The organism is Nostoc sp. UIC 10607 (assembly GCF_047228265.1).
GTDB classification, from domain to species: domain Bacteria; phylum Cyanobacteriota; class Cyanobacteriia; order Cyanobacteriales; family Nostocaceae; genus Nostoc; species Nostoc foliaceum_A.
The window spans coordinates 22,433-43,517 of sequence record NZ_JBIQNW010000053.1; the positions used below are offsets into that span (position 1 = coordinate 22,433).

Genomic DNA, 21,085 nt, shown 5'->3' on the forward strand with positions numbered 1-21,085 from the left:
TTTTAAATTTTTGATTTATAAATGTATAAAAGTTTATTGATGACGTTTTGCAAATTTGTGTAGTAACTTCATATATAACGAGCCTCAGTCAGGTACATTTTAAATCATCAAAAGTATCCCAATGCTAAATCCGGAAAATGGGAAATCAATGATGGAGCATTAGTGTACCTCTGTAAACGTGAGGTGCAGTGAAGAAGGTTTAAGAGAGTTTTATGAAAAAGACAAGTCTAATTTTTAAGGGCTGTCTGCTGCTCCTATTCGTGACTATGTTTATAGTCTGCGGCTTTTATGGAATGCCTACAGCTCTAGCCGATGAGTATAGCGAAACACCTGCGCCACTAAGTAATAGTTATTCGGATACGGGTGTATCTGAATACCCTGATAATTGTGAAGGTATCGGTTATCTCCCAGAATACAGAACGGAGAATTTGACAGATGCCGAGAAACGGGGTCGTTGCACCTGGTACTTATGGACTGGCGGTAACGCCAAGTACTATCGTGATTTAGCGAAGCGAACACATGGCGGTGTTGACCTACTAAAGCTGATTGACTCGCGTGTGCATGACGAGCGATTCCAACGCTATGGCGCAATTAACGATCCTGGATGTGAAAAAGCAACAACACCAGATGAATACGGTTTGTGGCTAGATAAGTGTAAAGACCCACTTTCAACCGGCGTTATTGGGTTGCGTAAGTTCCAAAACCCCAACTTCGACTCGGCAAAATGGAACCCTGTTGAATATGCCAAAACTTCGCAAGTTGAGCCTCCCTACGTGATTGGGCAGTCCTGCGCCATCTGTCATGTAGCATTAGATCCTCTCAACCCACCGAAAGACAAGGAACATCCGAAATGGGAAAACCTCGTAGCAGCATTGGGTAATCAGTACATCAAAGAAAACAAATTATTTGCATCCAGCGTTAGGGACAATAGTTTTGTTAAGCAAGTACTTGACTCTCAGAGACCGGGTACCTCTGATACTTCTCGGATTGGTAACGATCACATCAATAATCCGAATGCGATCAATGCCATTTTTAATTTAGGCGATCGCCCCACATATCCAGAGGTAATGAACGATGGTTCAACTCAGGATGTTAATCATATTCTCAAAGATGGCGCGGACTCTACAGGAGTGGCAAATGCCTCACTACGCGTCTACGTCAACATTGGGATGTGTGGCGATTACTGGACAACTCTCCATGAGCCTTTATTAGGCAGAACTCCCCAAAAACCTTTTGATATCGAAAAGGCGCGGAAGGAGTGCGAAGGGTGGAGACAAACAGAAGCACGTATGGCTGATGCAGAAGCATTCTTGAAAACCATCAAGCCGATGCACCTGAAAGATGCATCAGGTGGTGAAGAGTTCTTGACTAAAGATGAAGAAGTTCTCAAACGTGGCAAGCTGGTTTTTGCTAGCACTTGTGCTGGTTGCCATTCCAGCAAAAAGCCACCGGCTGCGATCGCTGTTGACCCCGAACAGGCTCAGAAATGGTATGAAGAGTCTGTACTCAGTAGTAATTTTTTAGACCACAACTTCTTGTCTGATGACCAGCGTTATCCGGTGACACTAATTGGCACTAATGCGGCGCGATCGCTGGGAACAAATGCCACTAAGGGGCATATTTGGGATCAGTTCTCGTCGAAGACCTACAAAGAACTGCCATCACCAGGAACATTGACTTTGTACAACCCTTTCGATGAGAAAAAACCCATCGAATTTAAGATACCAGACGGCGGTTTGGGATATTACCGCACACCCTCGCTAGTTAGTATTTGGGCAACAGCACCACTTCTGCACAACAATACACTAGGACTTTACAACGAAGATCCTTCAGTGAAAGGGCGTGTAGAAGCCTATACGGATGCTATGGAAAAGTTGCTGTGGCCTGAAAAGCGTGAAGGAATTATTAGCAGGACAACTAAAGATACCAAATTAGAGCTTCCCCCAGGAGATCCGAATCCTAGATTTAGGATTCCTATTCCTAAAGGTACGCCTGTGAATTTGCTGGCAAGTATCAATATTAGAGAGGCGATTACATCTCTTAATATCGGCAACCTTTTTCAGGACTTGAAACCCAAGGATGGAATTAAGGGTAAGTTGGCACGCGTGCTTTTAAGAGCTAACAAATCTCCTGACTTCGTTGAAGATGAAGGTCATTATTTTGGCTCCAATCTACCAGATGAAGACAAGAAAGCCCTAATTGAGTTCGTGAAAACTTTCTAAGACAAGTTGTCTAGATGTTCTGCATTGCAAGTACTCGTTCCCAGATTAAATTTGGGAACGAGCAAAAATATTTATTAAATAGCGAGGATATATTTATGCAGTATTTACCAATCATCTTCGTTCGTGGATATGCAGGTACACAAAAAGATGTTGAACAAACGGTCAATGATCCGTTTTATGGATTCAATGGTGGTTCAACTCATATTCGAGTAGATGAGAAAGAAAATCCCCAGAAGTTTTTTTTCGAGAGTCCATTGCTGCGGCTAATGACCGATCATGGTTATCAACCGATTGTTGACAATCAGAATATAAGCAATCAAATTAAGAGATTGTCTAATCAACTTCATAAAACTATTTGGATCTACCGATTTTATGATGTAACTACACGCAGTTTTGGTTCTAAGACCGAAGTCAGACAAGAGATGGAGGAAATAGCCAAGGGTTTAAGAGACCTAATCCAAACTGTCAAAAAAACTACAGGTGCAGGCAAAGTCTATCTTGTCGCCCATTCGATGGGAGGCCTTGTTTGTCGCAGCTTGATTCAAAAGATTTATCCAGAACAACGCGAACAAGCTGTCAATCACATTGATAAATTATTTACCTACGCCACACCTCATGGTGGCATTTATTTTGAGGTCGGGAGTGGTTTGCTTGAAGAATTGAGGGACAGGTTTCAATTAAATAATTCTGATGACTTTGGCCCCCAGAGGATGTATCAGTATTTAACACCTTATATCAAGCCAACAGCTAAGTTACCCAATGACTTTAAGCTAGAAAAACTACAAAGCCTAGAAAATGCATTTTCGCCAAACCGCGTTTTTTCTCTAATTGGCACTAATGCACATGATTATGAAGAAGCTTTTGGTCTTTCACGCACGACTGTGGGGGTGAAAAGTGATGGTCTAGTTCAGATTGATAAAGCTTACATCACCGGATCTCATCGTGCCTATATTCATCGCTCTCATGGTGGGCGTTATGGCATATTGAACTCGGAAGAAGGTTATCAAAACCTGCAACGCTTTCTGTTTGGTGATATCCAGGTGAAACTGTCTTTAAGCAATGTCCAGTTGAAAGACCTGGACAAGAATTTTTATCAACTGGAAACTAGGGTTGCTTTGCGTGGTCTTCCTATCCCTATATATGAGCAAGCGATCGCTCATTATTGCCCAATTACACAAGAGTTAACAAGAAAAGATAAACCCATTCCCTTGTTTACAGCCTTTTTAATCCCAAAAAACTCAGCCAGTGATGATAACGTCTGTAGATATGCCCTGCGTTTAGCATTACATTCCTTCACAAAACAAGAGACGAATTGGTTGCGTGACAGTCATCTCGACCAAGTACCCCTGTGGTCTGACTATCTAATTACTGATGTTGCTGCAACAGATGGCACATATGACGCTAAATACAGTTGGAATTCCGATGAGAAAGAGCCAGTAACAAACTTAAATCCCACTTCAGAATCTAGTTCAGGTATATATGTTGCATATGTTCCCCTACCTGACCGTGGGCAAAAAGTTTTAGGAACAAACGCGGCAGTTCGCTTGGAAATTTCTCGATGGCAATGAAGGAGGCAGGGGGAGAAGAATTAATAACCAATTCCCAATGCCCAATAACTAATGATTATTTTTTTCAAGCAGTTAAGAGAGGAAAATTTATGCAGAGTAATCGCAGACAAACGGCTCTTATTACTGGTGCATCTGGCGGCATCGGTTATGAATTCGTTAAGTTATTTGCTCAGGATGGTTACAATCTCGTGTTGGTAGCTAGAAGCGTAGATAAGCTGAATAAAATCGCTGATGAGTTTAAAAATAAATTTGGCATTGGTGTCAAAGTTATTTCCAAGGATTTATCTAACCCAGCAGCCCCAGAAGAAATTTTTAATGAGTTAGAACAAGCATCTATCAAAGTTGATGTGCTGGTGAACAATGCCGGGTTTGCTACCTACGGATTATTTAATGAAATTGACCTGAATGCTGAACTGCAATTGTTACAGGTTAATATTTTATGTCTCACACATTTAACCAAGTTATTCCTCAAGGGTATGGTTAAACGGGGGTCTGGAAAAATATTAAATGTGGCCTCCACTGCTGCTTTTCAACCAGGGCCGCTGATGGCAGTATACTACGCTAGTAAAGCCTATGTCTTATCATTCACAGAAGCGATCGCTAATGAATTAGAAGGTACAGGTGTCTCTGTGACGGCGCTTTGTCCAGGGCCTACAGAATCTGGTTTTCAAGAAAGAGCCGCGATGGAAGACTCAAAGCTGGTAAGCGGTCGAAAAATTATGACTGCGGAAACAGTAGCCCAGATCGGCTATCGTGGTCTATTGGAAAACAAAACTGTTGTCGTTCCTGGAATTAAAAATAAGCTTCTCGCTGAATCTGTAAGATTTACTCCCAGAAAGCTAGTAACTAAACTAGTCAGAAACATGCAAGAAAGCAAATAGGTTGTAACTCTAAGGCAGGTGCCAAGAAAGAAGAGGCAGGGAGGAAGAGACGCAGAGATCCCATCTTCCTGTTCATTAATTAATCCCCTTGCGGATGTTCATTCCACAAGGTTGTAAGTTCCCGTAAACTCTGATGATTGCCATTGCCCAAAATCAGATGATCTAATACCGGAATGCCTAAAAGCTGCGCCCCTGCTAATAACTGACGCGTCAATTCTATATCTTCCTGGCTGGGTTCAAGGTTCCCAGAAGGATGGTTGTGGGCAACTATTACCCGCGTTGCACCTTGACGAATAACTTCTCGAAAAATATCACGGGGAGAAGCTAAGGTTTCGGTTGCTGTGCCAATGGTAATCACTTGCGTACCCAATAAGCGATTTTTAACATCTAACAGCACCACTGCAAAACGTTCTTGTGTCTGCCACATCAAGTCTTGGCTGAGGGTAGCAGCAGCAGCAAGGGGGCTATCAATTAATGTGCCATCGTTGGGCCGGGATTGAAAGGCGCGTTTACCCAATTCAATTGCTGCTAAAATACTTGTCGCCTTCGCCGGGCCAACACCAGAAATTTGCATCAACTCAGCGGGACTGACTTCTCGCAAAACTGCCAAAGGATCACGTTGGTGTTTGCCTAATTCGCTCAAAATATATTGTCCCAAACCCACAGCAGACAGTTTTCCCGGCCCTTGACCGGTGCCTAGAAGAATTGCGATTAATTCCGCTGTGGCTAAAATTTTGGCACCATGCGTCATTAATCGCTCACGCGGACGCTCATTTGTAGGTAGGTCGGCAATTCTGAGGCAATAGGTCATAAACTAAGATCATCTTCACCAAACATCAAACTATCTTTATTTATCCCTTGTTTGCTCTCAAAATCATCTTTATTTGAGAAAATCTTTAACCTTGGTAAGTTTGTATGGGTAATCTCATTTGCAACCTTTAAAGGGAATACTAAAAATAATATGATTTAGGGCGAACGCTATGTTCGATGATTTATTCAACAATCTCAAAGGTTTTATTGTCTCTAAATCTCAGGAAGCCTTTAAGGAACTGGAAAAACTCGTTGCTGTTCCCGAACTCGCAGAGCCATTTGTGTTGATTCGTCGATTCACACCTGCCGATTTCACCATAACAAAGGGAGGCATTGCAATTGTCGGAGAAAGTTGGCGAATTGAAGCCTATGACGATAATACTCAGCAGTTGTTGAATAGTACAGATCCTTTGCGAAATGTAATCTTGTTTGAAGTTGCAGAACCCGATGTCCAAGAGTGTGTTTTTGCTTGTCAATTTAACGCCAAAGCGCTAAACACAGAAAAACCAATTAAAGTTAGCTTAGGTTGGCCGAGAACGGGACAGTGGGGCACAATGACGAGATTATGGCCAACAGAAGTTTTACTAACGGAAGATTTTCAGCCTTACGAAGCGCGTGCCTATTTAAAAAAAGAAGCAGATGCTGCCACAATTCAAATCAGTGTGCAATTTGAGAGTAGTGGCATTCTTCAGATTAAAGATATTGAATTGTTGCAAGCGCCTGTAAAGTAACAATCATGAGCAATCTATGAAATTTGAATAGTTAAAAGGGCGGTTAGAAACCGCGTGTACATGAGGCTTTACCCACGGAGATGGGTTTCAAATACTCAATTTTTGCTAATTACTGATAAATTTGCGTTGCTTTCAGCATGTGGTAGGTAATAATCAACTGAGTCAAAGCCAGGGGGTAACTTTGAAGTGTTTCCCCAGTTGTACCAGCAATTTTACCCAGTTCTGGATTACTTTCGCGATCGCAAATACTTCGTAAATGGGGCATATCAGAACAAATAATATGCTCTAGCTTATTTACCTGTTCTAAGGTTGCATGACCATCAACTTCTAAGACATCCACAGGCTTACTCATATCCCTGTCTAGCCCCAAGCGGATTGCTGAGTCAGAATTACCATAGCCAGAGTTGACAATCTCAGTAAAATCTGGGTGGGGAATTGTCGGACGTAGTACCAGACGAACATTTAAATGTCCATTGGTTTCATCAGCTTCCTCAGTGGGTGGGTAAAAACTAATAACTATATCAGACCATTGCCGCTGCGGACGGATGAATTGTGCTGAGTCTGGTTCGCGTTTTTCTAATTCGGCTAGCACCTGTTCGGCAGTGTAGCCCCGCTTTTGCGTGTCTCGCTTGACTTTCCACTTGGCGCGGATTGTCTCCGGGGGTGCAAGGTAAACTTTAACATCGTAAGAGTCACGGGCGGCACGAGTAGAATAACCGAGTAATCCCTCAATAATCACGAATTTATTGGGCTTGATATACTGCGGTGGCTCAAATGTGCCGGTTTTATGGCTGTAAACTGGTTTGAGAATTGGCTGTCCTGTGCGTAGCAACGACAGGTGTTGCTGCATAATATCTAAGTGGTTGCAGTCCGGGTGGAGGGCAGTGATGCCAATCTCTGCACGTTGTTGGCGATCGTAACGGTGATAATCATCTGTGCAAATGAGCGTAACATTTTCTGGGCCGAGTACCTGAGCGATTCCTCGCGTTAGTGTTGTTTTCCCAGCAGCGCTGTCGCCTACAATACCAAGAATTATTGGACGGCTCATTATACCTCCCAGAATAAAAGCAAGTTTAGTAAGTAATAAAACTTCCCTACAATAGTTTTTATTCTAGAAGGGTTTAGGCAAGTAACTCAAGCAAAGGCTTGGTATGCAATATCTCTACATATAAAATGTCTGGGCGCTGGTTTATTGCATAATAATTACAAACTACATTGCTTTGATAGTCATCTGTACGCATAATGATGGATGCAAAAGTTGGATGCTATTAAATATCGCCTGCTGAATTTATCCTTAGCCGCAGATACTCAATTTTGATACAGGCATCCATCACCACGTTAAGTTTTGCATCTACAGCTATTTGTGCTGATGGTTGATGCCAAATGCCCAATTGCGCCCAGACAGTTTTAGCGTTGGTGGAAATTGATTGATCTACAATTTCTGGCAAGTATTCAGAACGGCGAAACACGTTAACAATATCCACTGGTTCTGGTAATTCGTGGAGTGCAGCATAACTGGGTTGACCGTCAATTTCTTTAACTAGGGGGTTGACCGCATAGACTGTATACCCTCTCTGCCGCAAGAATTGGGCGATTTGATAACTGGTGCGTTGGCGTTTATCAGAGTGACCGACAACAGCGATGGTTTTAGCTTGGGTCAACACCTCACGCAGGGCGTTATCATCTTCTTTGAGGTTTGCCATGATTTAAATATTCTCAGCGATCGCTTTGCTTAATAATACCGACCCAATGCCTTAATCCCCAATCTTATGACAACTCAAACACTAGGACTCGAACAAAACCTCTATGACTATTTACTGTCAGTCTCTCTGCGAGAACCAGATATTTTAACCGAACTGAGACAGGAAACAGCCCAGTATCCAATAGGGAGAATGCAGATTGCTCCTGAACAGGGTCAATTTCTGGCGTTACTGGTGCAGTTGTTGGGAGCTAAGAAAACTTTGGAAATTGGGGTATTTACAGGTTATAGTTCCCTGGTGGTGGCATTGGCGTTACCTACGGACGGTAAAGTGGTAGCCTGTGATGTGAGTGAAGAATTTACAACGATCGCTCGGCGCTATTGGCAACAAGCAGGAGTGGCGGATAAGATTCAACTGCACATTGCCCCCGCTTTGGAGACTTTGGATCGGTTACTCTCCACAGGAGAGGCGGAAACCTTTGATTTTGCTTTCATCGATGCAGATAAGAGCAACTATGATGGTTATTATGAGCGATCGCTGCAATTAGTGCGTCCCGGAGGACTGATTGCGATCGATAATGTCCTCTGGTCAGGCAGGGTTGCCGACCCCCAAGTGCAAGATAATAGAACTAAAAAGATTCGTGCCTTTAATCAAAAGCTGCATCAAGACCAGCGAGTTAGTCTTAGTTTAGTAGCGATCGCAGATGGCTTGACTCTGGCACTCAAGAAGTAATATCTTTAAATCCCCATTCATCCATTTATTACGAACGCAGAAGCGGCATTAGAGTTTGTTTTAAAAGTGTTTAGCTGTGATTTTAGACACTTAATTGATCACCCCTAACCTCCTTTTTTACGCAATTCTAATAAATAGTATTCCAGCTTATCGATTAATACTTGTTCTAAATCACTTAATTATTCTCCAGATATTTTATGCAGAGACACGATTTTAATCGCATCTCTACAATTTCTTTGCATAACTTTTATTCAGCGTTCACAAATTCCAAATACCCATTGCTAAGTTCTTTCACCGCCAAATCATAAAATTGCTTACCATGTTCAGGCGTTGCTAAAGCCGGATTTGATCCCATGCGTCCATCTGGATAACGCACTCGAAAGTCAGCTGCGCTATAAATTCTATGTCCGCTTGCAACTTCTGGTGAAAGGGGTGCTTGCTTAATCGCCTCTGGATAAACGTACTGGGTGAGGGCTACTTCACTTGGCGTTGCATGAGAACCTTCTTGATCCCCATATAATTCTTTAGCTAGCTTATATACAGAACCGCACATAAACCAGTTTGCCACTTGACATTGCACATGTTGAGCATTAGGAATTTGCAAATCTTCTAAATGCGCGTAAGTTTCTGAGAAAGCAGCTTTCAGGGTGGCGATATTACCGCCGTGTCCGTTAATAAAGTAGAACTTGCTAAAACCAGCTTTGGCTAAACAAGTTACATAATCTCGCACTACTTGAATTAAAGTGCTGGGACGCAGACTGATAGTGCCAGGAAAGGAGGTATGATGCAGTGCCATCCCCACATTGATTGTAGGGCCAACGATCGCTTGAGTTGCATCACCTACACCAGCTGCGATCGCTTCTGCACAAATAGCATCAGTGCCAATTAACCCCGTTGGCCCATGTTGTTCTGTAGAACCAATAGGGAAAATAATTCCCTTTGATTGCTGTAAATAAGTTTCGACTTCTTGCCAAGTACTTAAATGCAGTAACATTTTTGATGAATTTCCTCAATAAAATTGCGGTGGGACGAAACCTTTTTCTGCTAAACTCCCACTAACATGATTATGAACTCTCTGGATTTTCTGTGGTGGCAATTGCACAAGAACCCCAACTTCTTTGAGAAGTTGGGGTTCTATGTCCACTGTCAAGTTTGGAGTAAATCAAACTATCTATTTCTATAAATACTGGTTAGGGGATGGAATCGCAACGAGTTTCGACAAATATGGATATAAGCAATTTACCAATTCTGCTACTTTATCCTATGACACTTGCTGCGAACCCCCCTATAGTAGAAATCCAAATTAAGTTATGAGATGTTGTGAGATGTTGGCTTGCTGAATAATCAACTAGACAAAGGGGATCACTCTTATCTATTGACTAATCAAAGTAATAATGTTTTTTCACTTCCCTTCTAATTTCCCATGTGCAAGACATACCAGCGGGAAAAATAACCAAATCGCCTTTACCCATTTGCACTGGTTGTCCACCATCCGGAGTAACAACTACATCACCTTCCAAAAAGTAGCAAGTTTCTTGAGAATCATAAGTCCAAGGGAATTTTGAGACTTCTTTTTTCCAAATTTCCCATTTATAGACACCCAATTCGTTGAGATGTTCTTGGCTGGGTTGATGCTCAATTTTAATTTCCATATTGTGTTTTTTCTAGTTATATTCAGCAGTAGGATTGGATATCCTCTCCACACTGATCTACTAAATAACACAAAGCCCGAAAACGCAAGTACACAAGTTCGTTATAAAGCGGATTGAGTTTGCACATTGGCGGGATGTGGCCTATCTTTCGACCAAAAAGCATGATATCACGCTCAAATGGACACTGGGCGGGGATCAGTTTAGCAATAAATTTGGCTAATTTCTGATTCTGAATCTCAATTTTGTCTACCCATTGACGTAATGGTTGCAGCAAATCTAATTTAGGTCGAGTAAATTGCCTTTTACTACCTTTTTGATTCTTTTCTTCTAAAGGGTTAATAAAAGCAGGCAGAAAAATACGTTGATTAATTGTTTTAAGCATAGTTTTAGGCAAGGTTTTCCTTGTGTAGATGAACTATTTGCCGATTGATAATATTAGCATGTAATCTGTTTGGTCAATTTGCATTGTGCTTGTCAATTTAGGAAGGAAAATAAGCACAACGCAAAAAATTTACATGCATCTTTGGGGGGAAATGGTTTAACTAATTGTTATTTAAGCCCACCAAATCGGGAAGAACTGTCCCGTTAAATACAAAATAACAAAGAAAATATAAAAATGGCATTTCTTTAACTTATGGATTGCTAATCCTGGAGATAGCAATTTTATATATTAAATATAAATGCTTGGTTCTGAAACTGCCTAGTATCTAGAGATGGACTTGGGGGGAGAAAAAAACTGTTTAGTTCTGACTCCATATAGACTTCGCTAGGATTAGACTCTAATATCTAGCGATTTTAGGCTAGTAAATATCTAGTAATCTGTCCGGTATGATACACTAGCTAACCTAGATATTATCTAATAAGTAGCAAGAAATCCTTTGATAAGTCCAAGCTAATATACTTATGACTTATAGTATTTACAAGAATATTTGCAATAAATGCATCGGATGTAGGGGCCTATAGCACTACGCCCCTACGAAAATATATCATCTATTTTGTGAAATGGTATAATTATGAAAATTTTATTTCTTAAAATATCTCAAGCCGTAACGATCTTGATATTTGCTGATATATTCTACATTCTGTTGCTCTAATTTTGACAACAATTTAGGTGGAAATGCTTTTGGTGAATATATAGGGCGATACCAAGGTTGCTTATTAAAGTAATCTTGTAATTCAGGAGTATCAAAACGGCGACCATGACTAGCAAAAATCGAATTTCGCATAATATCTAGTTCAAAACCATCTTTACCATCCAAATCTGTATCAGTTATAAGTCTTTGGGAAAGCCAGAAATAAGTGTTGATAGCCGCGGTAGCATCTGGCGATATTGATGTAGTTGAGGAAGGTATAGATTGAGTCGGAACAGATGGGCTATTTAGTGTCAATGTAGGAGTTTCTATCACGGGGCTTGTGACAGTTGACGGCGTTTCTGAAGTTAACACCGTTTTGTCTGCTGTAGATTGAGTAGGTTTTGTTAATACCTGACTAATAATCACAGATGCACCAATTAGCCCACCTGCAATCAAACTGCCGACAAGGATATTATTCTGACTATTACCTTGAGGGGTAGGCTGTGGTTTGACAGGAACTGTTTGAGGTGGCGGTGCAGAGACTACAGTCGGTTGAGTCAAGAGGGGTTGCGTCGGTGGCATTGGATTTGCTATGCTCTGCAAGGTATCCAGCATGGCTCTGGCTGTGGGGTAGCGATCGCGCGGATGATAAGCGATCGCTTTATCGATCACTCCTGCCATAATTGGGCTAATATGACCAGCATACTGTCGCCATACAATTTCACCCGTCTGGGAATCCGTTTCTAGTTGTTGCGCCTGTTTACCAGTCAGCAAATAAATTACCGTCATTCCTAAACTGTATAAATCACTCGAATAAACTGGTCTACCTGCGGCTTGTTCACTCGGCATATAGCCAGGTGTACCAATCACAATCGAACTAGTAGGATTGCCTTGAGAATTTACTACTGTTCCCATCGATTCCCGTATAGCGCCAAAATCAATCAGCACTGGTTTACCGTCCCGATGACGCACAATAATGTTATCCGGTTTAATATCGCGGTGAACGATATGCTTAGAGTGAACGTAATCCAGGACAGGTAATAAATTCATGAATAATTCCTGGACAGCGACTTCACTAAATAGCCCCTGCGTTTGCACTTTTCCAGTTAGGGTATCGCCTTCAACCCACTCCTGAACTAAGTAAAATTGTCCGCCTGAGGAAAAGTAGGCATACAATGCTGGAATTTGGTCATTTGCGCCACCGAGTTCTTCTAGAATAGCTGCTTCGCGCTGAAACCTCTCTTGCACTAGCTGGTAAATTTGGGGATTGTTGTGAATTGGTCTTAGCTGTTTAACCACACAATGGCGCTTTGAAGGCATGTAGGTATCTTCTGCTAGATAGGTTTCACCAAACCCACCAGCGCCTAGTGTGCGGATAACTTGATAGCGATCATTTAGCAGCTGTATTGTCATGGGAGATTACAAGGGATATTCATAAGATAGTTTTCCCCAAAACTACCTTCATTTCAAATCTAGTAAACCTTCTTCTTTCAATTTAGGATTGAAGCGAATTTGCATTTGCAAACCACGCACTTCTACCAATTGCGTTGAAATTTCTGCTTCTACTCTCCGTGCCACATTTTTGATAATTTTTATTTGTGCTAATTCATCATTAGCTGGATTTTGATATTTTGCTTGTTCTTCAGGTGTCATTACAACTTTGACATCAATGGGATGAGTCCATTTTTCTTTTTGATCCCCATTTCCCCAGGGGACACTGCCATTTTCCGCAATCCAAGCATTTTCAGTATTTTCCAAAACTGTGCGACTAGGGCGTTCAATAGTTTGAACTTTTACCCAATAGCATTGCTGTGGCTGACGGACTAAATGCTGTTTGAGGCTGAGGTAAACATCACGGGAGTATCCTACAAATTGCAGCACTTTTTCTTGGTCAAAGATAGCATATACGCCAATTTTACCTTGAAATTGTTCGGGTAATTGACCGCGATCGTCAATGTAAGGAATGTATTCTAGAGTTGCCAAAGAAGAAAGATTCGTTTCAAGAGCCATACATCAAATATCAAACTTACTATTTGCCTTCAGAATTGAGAATTGCTAATTAGGTAAAATTATCTTGTAAAATTAATCATTACCCAATTTTTGGTAAATTGCACAAAGGCGACTGGGTTTAAAAATCTTAGCACTAAACATGAAGTTTGGTGGTACGTTGATAATGGCATATTCATCAGATACATGATACTTTTCAAATTCTGCTGGCATTCCTTTAGTGGTAGTTAAGCTGTAAGGAACTGGCTGGAAAAGTAATTCTGTAAATTTAACTTGCTCACACCGTAACTGTTGACAAATTTGGTTTAAAAAAGCCTCGCTGGTCAATAAATTGAATAAGTTTTCTTGAGCTTGTGCTTCAAGAGTGAAACTGCTATCAAAGTTCTGGACGATTTTAAGGGGCATTTTCTGTATAGGTAGCTATTAACAACTAAGTGATGGTAGAGGATGGTAACAATCCAAAAGTGCTGGACAACGAAGCCTACCTTTTGGCGCAGATGAGCTTTGTGAAAAATTACCTAAGATCAGCCTATTGGATTGTGTGACTTCTGTCAGCCACAGGAAGAAGCTAGCATGATTAAGAATCGTGAAGTTTAGCAGATTTTCAGGGATAGGTGATTTTTCCTTAACGTTGTGCTGATATTCAGATACTGTATTAAAGCGATACCTAAAAAGGGCTACGCCTACGCACTTACCACTCTCCCTAAAAACGATGTTCACACAACAAAAATGAGTGGATAATCGTGATATAAACCACAACTATCCACTCAAAGTTTAGTAAATCGGGTTTGCTAGAAAAACCCAAGTAGATTATTGAAACTTGGCAAACTTCAAACCAATTAACGTGACTCAGTTCCCTGATTGGGACTACCTGCTACAGAATCATTTTCTGGTGCTTCTGGTGTAGCAGTGGGTTTAGCACCGCTCTTTTCATCATCGCCAGTTTTGCGCTTACTTTCGTCAACAGGGGTTTCGTAATTACCAGAAGCACCGGGTGTACCTTCTTGGCTACCAGCTTTTTGTGGTTCAGACATTATTACATTCCTAATAATCTTATTGTTGGTATTATCTTAAGAAGATTAACAGTGTAAATACATCTATCCAGATATAGTTATGGCTGATTTCTACCTCTATCAAAAGTATTATTTAGTACTACTCATGTATACTGATAAAAATCCAGAAATGTAGAGTTTTTTAATGTTACAACGCTTTCTATAGTTAAGGGAGGTTTATTTCCGCCGATCTGTACTAGGTGAATAATATGATGTGATGATTGTGATACCAACTATCAAAGTGTCATTAATGAACCAGAGCAATCTATCGTTACCATCTGGATGTATCCTTCGCAAGGCAACCTCTGCGGATAAGTGGTCGATTCGATTGCTGGTGTTTTCAGCGAAACTTGACCCAACCCAATTAAATTGGCAGCAATTTTGGGTAATTGAATGCGATTGCAATCTGGTAGCTTGTGGACAGCTACGTAATTTCTCAGGGGCGCAAGAACTTGGTAGTTTAGTCGTTGCGTCAACTTGGAGAGGTCGCGGTTTGGGTACTTTGCTAACGCAACATTTGATTAATACAGCAACGCAACCACTTTATCTTGAATGTTTAGGTGAACGATTGGCGCAGTTTTACAGTCGCTTTGGTTTTGTGCCAATATCTTTTGAAGACTTGCCACAGTTTCCCAAGACAAGCGGCTTATCTACGCTCAAGAGTAAATTTAGATTCTCGCAATTAGGTAAAAAACTGCTGAGAGTTCCTGTGGTATTCATGGAACATCGAGGTAATTCGTAATTCGTAATTCGTAATTCATAATTAATATTTGCAAAAAAGGCTTGATACAAGCTGTTTTCAACCCTTTCCTATTCCCTATTCCCCATTTTCAAATCGGAGGTTTAGCAAAAATTGTTAGTAAGACAGGCCCTAGTAAATAGTGGTGATTCAAACACAATAGCCCAGCAGAGGAGCCAAGAAGTTGACGTTGATTAGGGCTGTAGAGTCTAATTCCACGCGGAGAGATTGGCAATAATTGAGGTTCTGTCTCTTTTTTAGAGGTAATGTCAACTAAATAGAAGCGTCCACCGGGAGAAAGTACCCGTGCTATCTCACTAACCACCTGTTTAGGCTCCAAATAGTGCAAGAAGCTGATAGTGCTGAAAACAGCATCAAATTGACCATCAGCAAATGGAAGAGACTCAGCTTTCCCCTCGATATAAATTAAGCGTGGACGGTGGCGGTTGCTTTGTCTTGCTACCCGCAACATATTACTAGATAAATCCAATCCGGTGCCTTGCAGGTCGGGAAACTCAGTAGCAAGGCGCTCAAGTAGGCGTCCAGTACCACAGCCGATATCAAGTACATTTGCTGGCTCTGGTAAATCGATGTACTCCAGCAACCGTTTGTGAACGGCTCGATAAAACACTGAAGGAAAGAGCCAGTCATAACTTGGTGCCCATCGGTCAAATAGGAACTTTTTGTTACTAAAAAAGTCATTAGTCATTAGTTTTCGCAGTTTACCTGAAGCTGATTGCTTTTTTAGCTTAAGTAGCTGCGCCTCCAAAAAGTTGGTTAACTATAGTTTTGCAGTGCGGCAATATCTAGCCTAACGTTTGGCAAAATACTTCTGCTCACCTTGGCAAATCATCCGGAATTTTGGCAGATGAATGTGTAGTTAAAAGTGTTCCTAGAGACTCATTCTACCTCTGTAGAGAACTAAGGAATGAGTAAGCACTGCATAAAACTATAGAACATAACCGTATGTATTTATAGAGGTTCAAATACAACAAACTCAATTTGTTTTGAAATTATTAAGGTGAAAGATTATGACAAACTTTATTCAAGTCCGGTTACACAATGATCTACTGCACCCAGTCCGCGAGTGGTTGGAAACGATAGAAATTCATAACTCCAAATTGGCTCATTTCTTGTGCAAAGCTATTCCTGCTCAGTGTCCCTTTGAGCGAGACATCAAGTTGTTTGGTCGGAAGCTATTTCACATTCCACCGATGTGTAAATTAAATCCCCTATACGAGGAAGTGGTTGGTTTGCGTTTTAAAGCGCTCTGTTATCTTGCCGATGAATGTGGTGAAGATGTCACAGCCTATTGCTAATAGCCAGTTGGATCGTTCTTTGATCAAGCAGCCATCGGTATTTGCAGATTTACGGTTGTTACTTACTCAGGTTTATACTAAGCTAACGTACACCTAATTTAGATGTTTAGCTATTAAGTAGCTGGCACCTCGCTAAAGTGTTTCCAGACTGTATTTTTGCTTACCGTACCCTGCTGAAATCATTAACATCATCATGACGCACATCTTACTGGTTGAAGATGAAGTCAAACTGGCACGATTTGTCGAATTGGAATTGAATTATGAAGGCTATCAAGTCAGTATTGCCTACGATGGATTAACTGCACTCACCGCAGCGCGTGAGCTACATCTAGATTTAGTAATTTTAGACTGGATGTTACCTGGTTTATCGGGGCTGGAAATCTGCCGCCGCCTGCGAAGTATTGGTGATAAAGTGCCAATAATCTTATTAACCGTCAAAGACGAAGTGAGCGATCGCATTGCAGGCTTAGACGCTGGTGCTGATGATTACCTCGTTAAACCCTTCAGCGTTGATGAATTATTGGCCAGAGTTGGCGCTCACCTGCGAAGAAGCCAGCAAGTGGACAAAGCAGATGTTTTAGAATTTGAAGACCTGAGTTTAAATCGTCACACGCGCCAAGTGTACCGAAATCAGCGGTTAATTGAGTTAACTGCTAAGGAATTTGATTTACTAGAATATTTACTCGCCCATCCGCGACAGGTAATTACCTGCGATCACATTATAGAGGAAGTCTGGGGTTACGACTTCATGGGCGATGCCAACATTATCGAACTTCACATGCGCTACCTGCGGCTGAAACTTGAAGCCAATAACGAAAAGTGCCTCATTCAAACTGTGAGCGGCGTTGGCTATACATTGCATGATTGAAGTGGGCATTGGGCATTTTTAGGAAAATTTGGGGTTTTTGGCAATTTCACCAAAAACTCATCCAACTCAAGGCTAATTATACTAGGATGCACAAAGCTATCATCATCTAAAACTGCATGACCTATCTAGAAACAGCAGCGCAATTCTACCGCGAAGTTGCTCAAACCCCGCAAGTTGGACTTTGTTGTGTGCAAAGTACGCCCCTGCAACTACCAGGATTGAAAATTCCTTTGCCAATGCAGGAAATGAACTATGGTTGTGGTACTACCGTTCACCCCACTGAATTAGGAAACCAACCTACCGTGCTGTATGTCGGTGTTGGCGGTGGCTTAGAAGCGTTACAATTCGCTTATTTTTCCCGCCATGTAGGTGCTGTAATTGCTGTTGAACCAGTTGGGGCCATGCGGGAAGCAGCCGCACGCAATCTGGAAATTGCTGCTCAAGAAAACCCGTGGTTTGACACCCGTTTTGTAGAAATCCGCGAAGGCGATGCTTTTAACTTACCTGTTGCTGATGCTACTGTCGATATTGTGGCGCAAAATTGCCTTTTCAACATTTTTGAACCAGAAGATTTGACTCGTGCTTTAAAAGAAGCTTATCGAGTATTAAAACCAGGTGGACGCTTGCAGATGAGCGATCCAATTGCCACTAGTCAAATTCCAGCACATCTTCAACAAGATGAACGACTCAGAGCCATGTGTTTATCAGGTGCACTCACCTATGAAGAGTATACTGAACGGATTACAAATGCTGGCTTTGGTCAAGTTGAAATTCGCGCTCGTCGTCCTTACCGTTTACTAGATTCCCAGACTTATAATTTAGAAGAACACCTACTTTTAGAAAGTTTAGATTCTGTCTCCTTTAAAGTTGCTATTCCAGAAGATGGCGCTTGTATCTTTACGGGAAAAACAGCAGTTTATGCTGGCTTGGAACCCTTCTTCGACGACTCAGCAGGTCATTTACTCCAGCGGGGTATTCCCGCAGCAGTGTGTGATAAAACTGCTGCTAACCTTGCGGCTATAAAGCCAGCAGAAATAATTGTTACTAATTCAACCTGGCACTATAGCGGTGGTGGTTGCTGTTAATTTATAAACCCCAAAATGTTGTTAATTAGTCTATTTATCGCCACGCTTTTTTTAGCATATTCCAATGGTGCAAATGACAACTTTAAAGGGGTAGCAACTTTGTTTGGTAGCCGAACTAGCAGCTATCAAACAGCAATTTTGTGGGCAACTTTTACAACTTTCGCTGGTGCAGGAACTGCAACTTTTCTAGCAGGAACACTAATTAAAAATTTCTCTGGGAAAGGGCTAGTACCTGATGCGATCGCTAATTCACCAGAGTTTCATATGGCAGTTGCGATCGCTGCTGGTTTAACTGTGCTCATAGCTACACTTATGGGGTTTCCCATTTCCACAACTCACAGTTTAACAGGTGCACTGGTTGGCGCTGGATTAGTTGCGATCGGACTCAAAGTTAATTTTGCAGCTTTGGGAACTTCCTTTATTTTACCTCTACTACTTAGTCCAATTATTGCTATTCCATTAGGAGCAGCAATTTATAGCTTATCAGGCTATATCAATTCAAAATGGAATCTATCAGTCAATCAAAAAATGATTGATACTTGCCATTTTCTCAGCGCTGGAATTGTCAGTTTTGCTAGAGGCTTAAATGATACTCCCAAGATTTTCTCACTCATTCTAGTTATTGAATATTTTTCGATTCAGGGAGGAATGATCACGATTGCGATCGCAATGGCACTTGGCGGGTTACTGAACTCTCAAAAAGTTGCTGTTACCATGAGTGAGAAGATTACCTCAATGAATCATACTCAAGGCTTATCCGCAAATTTAGTAACTGGAATTCTGGTCATTGTAGCTAGTCGGTTTGGGCTTCCAGTTTCTACCACTTATGTTTCAGTTGGTTCTATTTTTGGAGTAGGGTTGGTTGACAAAAAAGTTAGTACTCGTATTTTTTATCAGATCCTATTATCGTGGATTTTAACTTTACCAACTGCTGCAATTATTAGTGGAATAACCTACAGATTATTGCAAGGTTAGAAAAAATGAATATATTTCTGCCATATTTAAGGAGTAGTAACTAATGCAAACTCAATCAAAAGTTTCGCTAGATTCAATAGTAACACCATTTAAAAACAGATTCAATTCACCTTTGGTAAAAAAGGGAATTACTGTTTTACAAATTAATCTAGGTAAGCGTTGTAATCTTGCGTGTAAACACTGTCATGTCGAAGCTGGCCCAAAACGTACAGAAGAACTTTCTCCTGAAGTTTGCGAACAATTGATTTCGCTAATCCATAAATTTCCCGAAATTAAAATAGTAGATTTGACTGGTGGGGCACCAGAAATGAATTATGGATTTAAGGCATTAGTAGAAGCAGCAAAAGCAACTGGTAAGCAGGTGATTGTCCGGTCTAATTTGGCCATTTATTTTGAGGATGGATTTGCTGATTTACCAGAATACTTTGCTCAACATCAAATAAGAGTTGTAGCTTCTCTACCCTGCTACTTAGCAGATAATGTTGATAAAATGCGTGGTGCTGGTGTTTTTGATAGTTCAGTCAAAGCTTTGCAGTGGCTTAACCAACTTGGCTATGGTAAAGAGCCAAATTTAATTTTGGACTTGGTATTTAATCCCCAGTTACCCACGGATGAAAGATTTTCTTTAGCTCCCGAACAGATCAACCTAGAACGAGATTACAAAATGTTCTTGCAAGAACATTTTAATATTGTATTTAGCAACCTCTTCACCATTACCAACCTACCAGTTGGTAGAACCAAAATGCATTTAGAACGGAAAAAACTATACACCAGCTATTTGCAGTTTTTAGAATCGCATTTTAATCCCAGCACAGTTGAACATTTGATGTGCCGCGATGAACTCTCAATTGACTATTTAGGCAATGTATATGATTGTGACTTTAACCAAATGATGAATTTACCTGCGAAAAATCGCAATGGTGAAACCTTGACAGTTAACAAACTTTTAGAAACTGGCAGCTTAGACCTGATTAGTGAGATACAAACTGCTGCTTATTGCTATGGTTGTACTGCTGGATGTGGTTCTAGTTGTAGTGGTGCTTTGCTCTAAAGTTAGTTAAAGAATGAAGTTAGAAGTTACAAATCACGTTACCTATGCATCACTAATAGTTAGATGATTTATGATAATACTTACTTAAGTCTCCTTACACCACACTAAAAAGCTGTGGAATTCTTTAAATTTTCATGGCTTTTATTTTTTTATTGTAAATAAACATAAAGACGTTAACTTTTTTCTAAAACAGCATCAGATGAGAAATCAGGCGTTTTTTCCCTATACCTAAATTTTCTGTTTCTCTTGCCCATATCTGCTGTTCAATAATTCCTAACGGTACTCCATTGCTTGTGGCGGCAAATGTGGAATGGACTTTTAATCGTGATAGTTTGGCATGGTCTAGATAACCTACACCTGTAATTGATCGATGTACTGTTAAATCTATGTTTGTTGTATCTTGAATTGCCAATACTACTCCTTTACTCCTGCGCAACCCTTAAATAAGCAAAACTCATGACTAATATCAGCTTTACTGAAGTGATCAAACTTGATTAAAAAATGTAAAGCATTGTAAAGTGAATTCACAGGCAAAGACAAACAAGCCTGATTCATAAATAACTAACCGCACTTATAAAACCATGACAGCAACCTTACAACAGCGCTCAAGCGCCAACGTA

23 protein-coding genes are annotated in these 21,085 nt (G+C 40.9%); 11 read left to right on the forward strand and 12 right to left on the reverse strand.

All coding sequences use genetic code 11. The features are described 5' to 3' along the window. Window positions 1-293 precede the first annotated feature (293 nt). The 3 genes from ACEYW6_RS28425 to ACEYW6_RS28435 all read left to right on the forward strand — a co-directional run bounded on the left by ACEYW6_RS28425 (window position 294) and on the right by ACEYW6_RS28435 (window position 4,671). A complete protein-coding gene (locus tag ACEYW6_RS28425) occupies window positions 294-2,222 on the forward strand; it encodes a hypothetical protein (RefSeq protein ID WP_412982379.1) in 1,929 nt (642 codons plus the stop codon). 95 nt (window positions 2,223-2,317) lie between these two features. After that, entirely contained in the window at window positions 2,318-3,790 is a 1,473-nt protein-coding gene (locus ACEYW6_RS28430) for an esterase/lipase family protein (RefSeq protein ID WP_412982380.1), read from the forward strand. 89 nt (window positions 3,791-3,879) lie between these two features. After that, complete coding sequence (locus tag ACEYW6_RS28435; RefSeq protein ID WP_412982381.1) at window positions 3,880-4,671, forward strand: SDR family NAD(P)-dependent oxidoreductase; 792 nt, start codon at window positions 3,880-3,882, stop codon at window positions 4,669-4,671. A 79-nt stretch (window positions 4,672-4,750) separates the two neighbouring features. Here the strand turns inward: ACEYW6_RS28435 and radC are convergent, their stop codons facing one another. Further along, on the reverse strand, window positions 4,751-5,482 hold the full coding sequence (radC, locus tag ACEYW6_RS28440) for a RadC family protein (RefSeq protein ID WP_196511417.1): 732 nt from the start codon (window positions 5,480-5,482) through the stop codon (window positions 4,751-4,753). Between the two features lie 169 nt (window positions 5,483-5,651). Between radC and ACEYW6_RS28445 the strand changes: the two genes are divergently transcribed. Beyond that, complete coding sequence (locus tag ACEYW6_RS28445) at window positions 5,652-6,212, forward strand: hypothetical protein (RefSeq protein WP_412982382.1); 561 nt, start codon at window positions 5,652-5,654, stop codon at window positions 6,210-6,212. Between the two features lie 109 nt (window positions 6,213-6,321). Here ACEYW6_RS28445 and ACEYW6_RS28450 read toward each other — a convergent pair whose 3' ends face one another. Both ACEYW6_RS28450 and ACEYW6_RS28455 read right to left on the reverse strand, forming a co-directional pair. Next, window positions 6,322-7,260, reverse strand: a complete 939-nt coding sequence (locus ACEYW6_RS28450) for a phosphoribulokinase (protein WP_196511433.1) — start codon at window positions 7,258-7,260, stop codon at window positions 6,322-6,324. Between the two features lie 220 nt (window positions 7,261-7,480). Next, a complete protein-coding gene (locus ACEYW6_RS28455) occupies window positions 7,481-7,915 on the reverse strand; it encodes a CoA-binding protein (protein ID WP_412982383.1) in 435 nt (144 codons plus the stop codon). Window positions 7,916-7,981: 66 nt separating this feature from the next. Here ACEYW6_RS28455 and ACEYW6_RS28460 point away from each other — a divergent pair, with 66 nt between their 5' ends. Further along, complete coding sequence (locus tag ACEYW6_RS28460; RefSeq protein WP_412982384.1) at window positions 7,982-8,644, forward strand: class I SAM-dependent methyltransferase; 663 nt, start codon at window positions 7,982-7,984, stop codon at window positions 8,642-8,644. A 247-nt stretch (window positions 8,645-8,891) separates the two neighbouring features. Here ACEYW6_RS28460 and ACEYW6_RS28465 read toward each other — a convergent pair whose 3' ends face one another. From ACEYW6_RS28465 to ACEYW6_RS28495, 7 genes are all read right to left on the reverse strand, one after another. After that, the gene (locus tag ACEYW6_RS28465) at window positions 8,892-9,638 is read right to left on the reverse strand and encodes a creatininase family protein (protein WP_412982385.1); all 747 of its coding nucleotides are present in this window, start codon (window positions 9,636-9,638) and stop codon (window positions 8,892-8,894) included. A gap of 385 nt (window positions 9,639-10,023) precedes the next feature. After that, the gene (locus ACEYW6_RS28470; RefSeq protein WP_412982386.1) at window positions 10,024-10,296 is read right to left on the reverse strand and encodes a cupin domain-containing protein; all 273 of its coding nucleotides are present in this window, start codon (window positions 10,294-10,296) and stop codon (window positions 10,024-10,026) included. A 22-nt stretch (window positions 10,297-10,318) separates the two neighbouring features. Continuing rightward, window positions 10,319-10,678, reverse strand: a complete 360-nt coding sequence (locus tag ACEYW6_RS28475) for a Mo-dependent nitrogenase C-terminal domain-containing protein (protein WP_190895430.1) — start codon at window positions 10,676-10,678, stop codon at window positions 10,319-10,321. Between the two features lie 640 nt (window positions 10,679-11,318). Beyond that, a complete protein-coding gene (locus ACEYW6_RS28480; protein WP_412982387.1) occupies window positions 11,319-12,782 on the reverse strand; it encodes a protein kinase domain-containing protein in 1,464 nt (487 codons plus the stop codon). A gap of 48 nt (window positions 12,783-12,830) precedes the next feature. Further along, window positions 12,831-13,379, reverse strand: a complete 549-nt coding sequence (locus ACEYW6_RS28485) for a GIY-YIG nuclease family protein (RefSeq protein ID WP_412982388.1) — start codon at window positions 13,377-13,379, stop codon at window positions 12,831-12,833. A 72-nt stretch (window positions 13,380-13,451) separates the two neighbouring features. Next, the gene (locus tag ACEYW6_RS28490) at window positions 13,452-13,781 is read right to left on the reverse strand and encodes a hypothetical protein (protein WP_412982389.1); all 330 of its coding nucleotides are present in this window, start codon (window positions 13,779-13,781) and stop codon (window positions 13,452-13,454) included. A gap of 434 nt (window positions 13,782-14,215) precedes the next feature. Then, window positions 14,216-14,410 carry a hypothetical protein gene (locus tag ACEYW6_RS28495; protein ID WP_412982390.1) on the reverse strand — a complete coding sequence of 65 codons (195 nt, stop codon included), beginning with the start codon at window positions 14,408-14,410 and terminating at the stop codon, window positions 14,216-14,218. A 268-nt stretch (window positions 14,411-14,678) separates the two neighbouring features. Between ACEYW6_RS28495 and ACEYW6_RS28500 the strand changes: the two genes are divergently transcribed. Further along, window positions 14,679-15,170, forward strand: coding sequence for a GNAT family N-acetyltransferase (locus tag ACEYW6_RS28500; protein WP_412982391.1), 492 nt, complete (start codon window positions 14,679-14,681; stop codon window positions 15,168-15,170). Between the two features lie 88 nt (window positions 15,171-15,258). On the opposite strand, the gene ACEYW6_RS28505 is transcribed toward ACEYW6_RS28500, so the two are convergent. Next, on the reverse strand, window positions 15,259-15,876 hold the full coding sequence (locus tag ACEYW6_RS28505; RefSeq protein ID WP_196511406.1) for a class I SAM-dependent methyltransferase: 618 nt from the start codon (window positions 15,874-15,876) through the stop codon (window positions 15,259-15,261). 322 nt (window positions 15,877-16,198) lie between these two features. On the opposite strand from ACEYW6_RS28505, the gene ACEYW6_RS28510 reads away from it, so the two are divergent. The 5 genes from ACEYW6_RS28510 to arsS all read left to right on the forward strand — a co-directional run bounded on the left by ACEYW6_RS28510 (window position 16,199) and on the right by arsS (window position 20,465). Continuing rightward, entirely contained in the window at window positions 16,199-16,486 is a 288-nt protein-coding gene (locus ACEYW6_RS28510) for a Mo-dependent nitrogenase C-terminal domain-containing protein (protein WP_196511405.1), read from the forward strand. 193 nt (window positions 16,487-16,679) lie between these two features. Continuing rightward, window positions 16,680-17,354, forward strand: a complete 675-nt coding sequence (locus ACEYW6_RS28515) for a response regulator transcription factor (RefSeq protein ID WP_412982392.1) — start codon at window positions 16,680-16,682, stop codon at window positions 17,352-17,354. Between the two features lie 116 nt (window positions 17,355-17,470). After that, window positions 17,471-18,439, forward strand: a complete 969-nt coding sequence (gene arsM / locus ACEYW6_RS28520; protein ID WP_190895439.1) for an arsenosugar biosynthesis arsenite methyltransferase ArsM — start codon at window positions 17,471-17,473, stop codon at window positions 18,437-18,439. Window positions 18,440-18,454: 15 nt separating this feature from the next. Beyond that, complete coding sequence (locus tag ACEYW6_RS28525) at window positions 18,455-19,414, forward strand: inorganic phosphate transporter (RefSeq protein WP_412982393.1); 960 nt, start codon at window positions 18,455-18,457, stop codon at window positions 19,412-19,414. 43 nt (window positions 19,415-19,457) lie between these two features. Further along, the gene (gene arsS, locus ACEYW6_RS28530) at window positions 19,458-20,465 is read left to right on the forward strand and encodes an arsenosugar biosynthesis radical SAM (seleno)protein ArsS (protein WP_412982394.1); all 1,008 of its coding nucleotides are present in this window, start codon (window positions 19,458-19,460) and stop codon (window positions 20,463-20,465) included. A gap of 184 nt (window positions 20,466-20,649) precedes the next feature. On the opposite strand, the gene ACEYW6_RS28535 is transcribed toward arsS, so the two are convergent. Next, window positions 20,650-20,877 (reverse strand): hypothetical protein, encoded by a 228-nt coding sequence (locus ACEYW6_RS28535; RefSeq protein WP_412982395.1) that lies wholly within the window; start codon window positions 20,875-20,877, stop codon window positions 20,650-20,652. Between the last annotated feature and the right edge of the window lie 208 nt (window positions 20,878-21,085).

Coding starts and splice junctions, on each gene's coding strand:
- ACEYW6_RS28425 (WP_412982379.1), top strand. CDS start 294: ATGCCTACAGCTCTAGCCGATGAGTATAGCGAAACACCTGCGCCACTA.
- ACEYW6_RS28430 (WP_412982380.1), top strand. CDS start 2,318: ATGCAGTATTTACCAATCATCTTCGTTCGTGGATATGCAGGTACACAA.
- ACEYW6_RS28435 (WP_412982381.1), top strand. CDS start 3,880: ATGCAGAGTAATCGCAGACAAACGGCTCTTATTACTGGTGCATCTGGC.
- radC (WP_196511417.1), bottom strand. CDS start 5,482: ATGACCTATTGCCTCAGAATTGCCGACCTACCTACAAATGAGCGTCCG.
- ACEYW6_RS28445 (WP_412982382.1), top strand. CDS start 5,652: ATGTTCGATGATTTATTCAACAATCTCAAAGGTTTTATTGTCTCTAAA.
- ACEYW6_RS28450 (WP_196511433.1), bottom strand. CDS start 7,260: ATGAGCCGTCCAATAATTCTTGGTATTGTAGGCGACAGCGCTGCTGGG.
- ACEYW6_RS28455 (WP_412982383.1), bottom strand. CDS start 7,915: ATGGCAAACCTCAAAGAAGATGATAACGCCCTGCGTGAGGTGTTGACC.
- ACEYW6_RS28460 (WP_412982384.1), top strand. CDS start 7,982: ATGACAACTCAAACACTAGGACTCGAACAAAACCTCTATGACTATTTA.
- ACEYW6_RS28465 (WP_412982385.1), bottom strand. CDS start 9,638: ATGTTACTGCATTTAAGTACTTGGCAAGAAGTCGAAACTTATTTACAG.
- ACEYW6_RS28470 (WP_412982386.1), bottom strand. CDS start 10,296: ATGGAAATTAAAATTGAGCATCAACCCAGCCAAGAACATCTCAACGAA.
- ACEYW6_RS28475 (WP_190895430.1), bottom strand. CDS start 10,678: ATGCTTAAAACAATTAATCAACGTATTTTTCTGCCTGCTTTTATTAAC.
- ACEYW6_RS28480 (WP_412982387.1), bottom strand. CDS start 12,782: ATGACAATACAGCTGCTAAATGATCGCTATCAAGTTATCCGCACACTA.
- ACEYW6_RS28485 (WP_412982388.1), bottom strand. CDS start 13,379: ATGGCTCTTGAAACGAATCTTTCTTCTTTGGCAACTCTAGAATACATT.
- ACEYW6_RS28490 (WP_412982389.1), bottom strand. CDS start 13,781: ATGCCCCTTAAAATCGTCCAGAACTTTGATAGCAGTTTCACTCTTGAA.
- ACEYW6_RS28495 (WP_412982390.1), bottom strand. CDS start 14,410: ATGTCTGAACCACAAAAAGCTGGTAGCCAAGAAGGTACACCCGGTGCT.
- ACEYW6_RS28500 (WP_412982391.1), top strand. CDS start 14,679: ATGAACCAGAGCAATCTATCGTTACCATCTGGATGTATCCTTCGCAAG.
- ACEYW6_RS28505 (WP_196511406.1), bottom strand. CDS start 15,876: ATGACTAATGACTTTTTTAGTAACAAAAAGTTCCTATTTGACCGATGG.
- ACEYW6_RS28510 (WP_196511405.1), top strand. CDS start 16,199: ATGACAAACTTTATTCAAGTCCGGTTACACAATGATCTACTGCACCCA.
- ACEYW6_RS28515 (WP_412982392.1), top strand. CDS start 16,680: ATGACGCACATCTTACTGGTTGAAGATGAAGTCAAACTGGCACGATTT.
- arsM (WP_190895439.1), top strand. CDS start 17,471: ATGACCTATCTAGAAACAGCAGCGCAATTCTACCGCGAAGTTGCTCAA.
- ACEYW6_RS28525 (WP_412982393.1), top strand. CDS start 18,455: ATGTTGTTAATTAGTCTATTTATCGCCACGCTTTTTTTAGCATATTCC.
- arsS (WP_412982394.1), top strand. CDS start 19,458: ATGCAAACTCAATCAAAAGTTTCGCTAGATTCAATAGTAACACCATTT.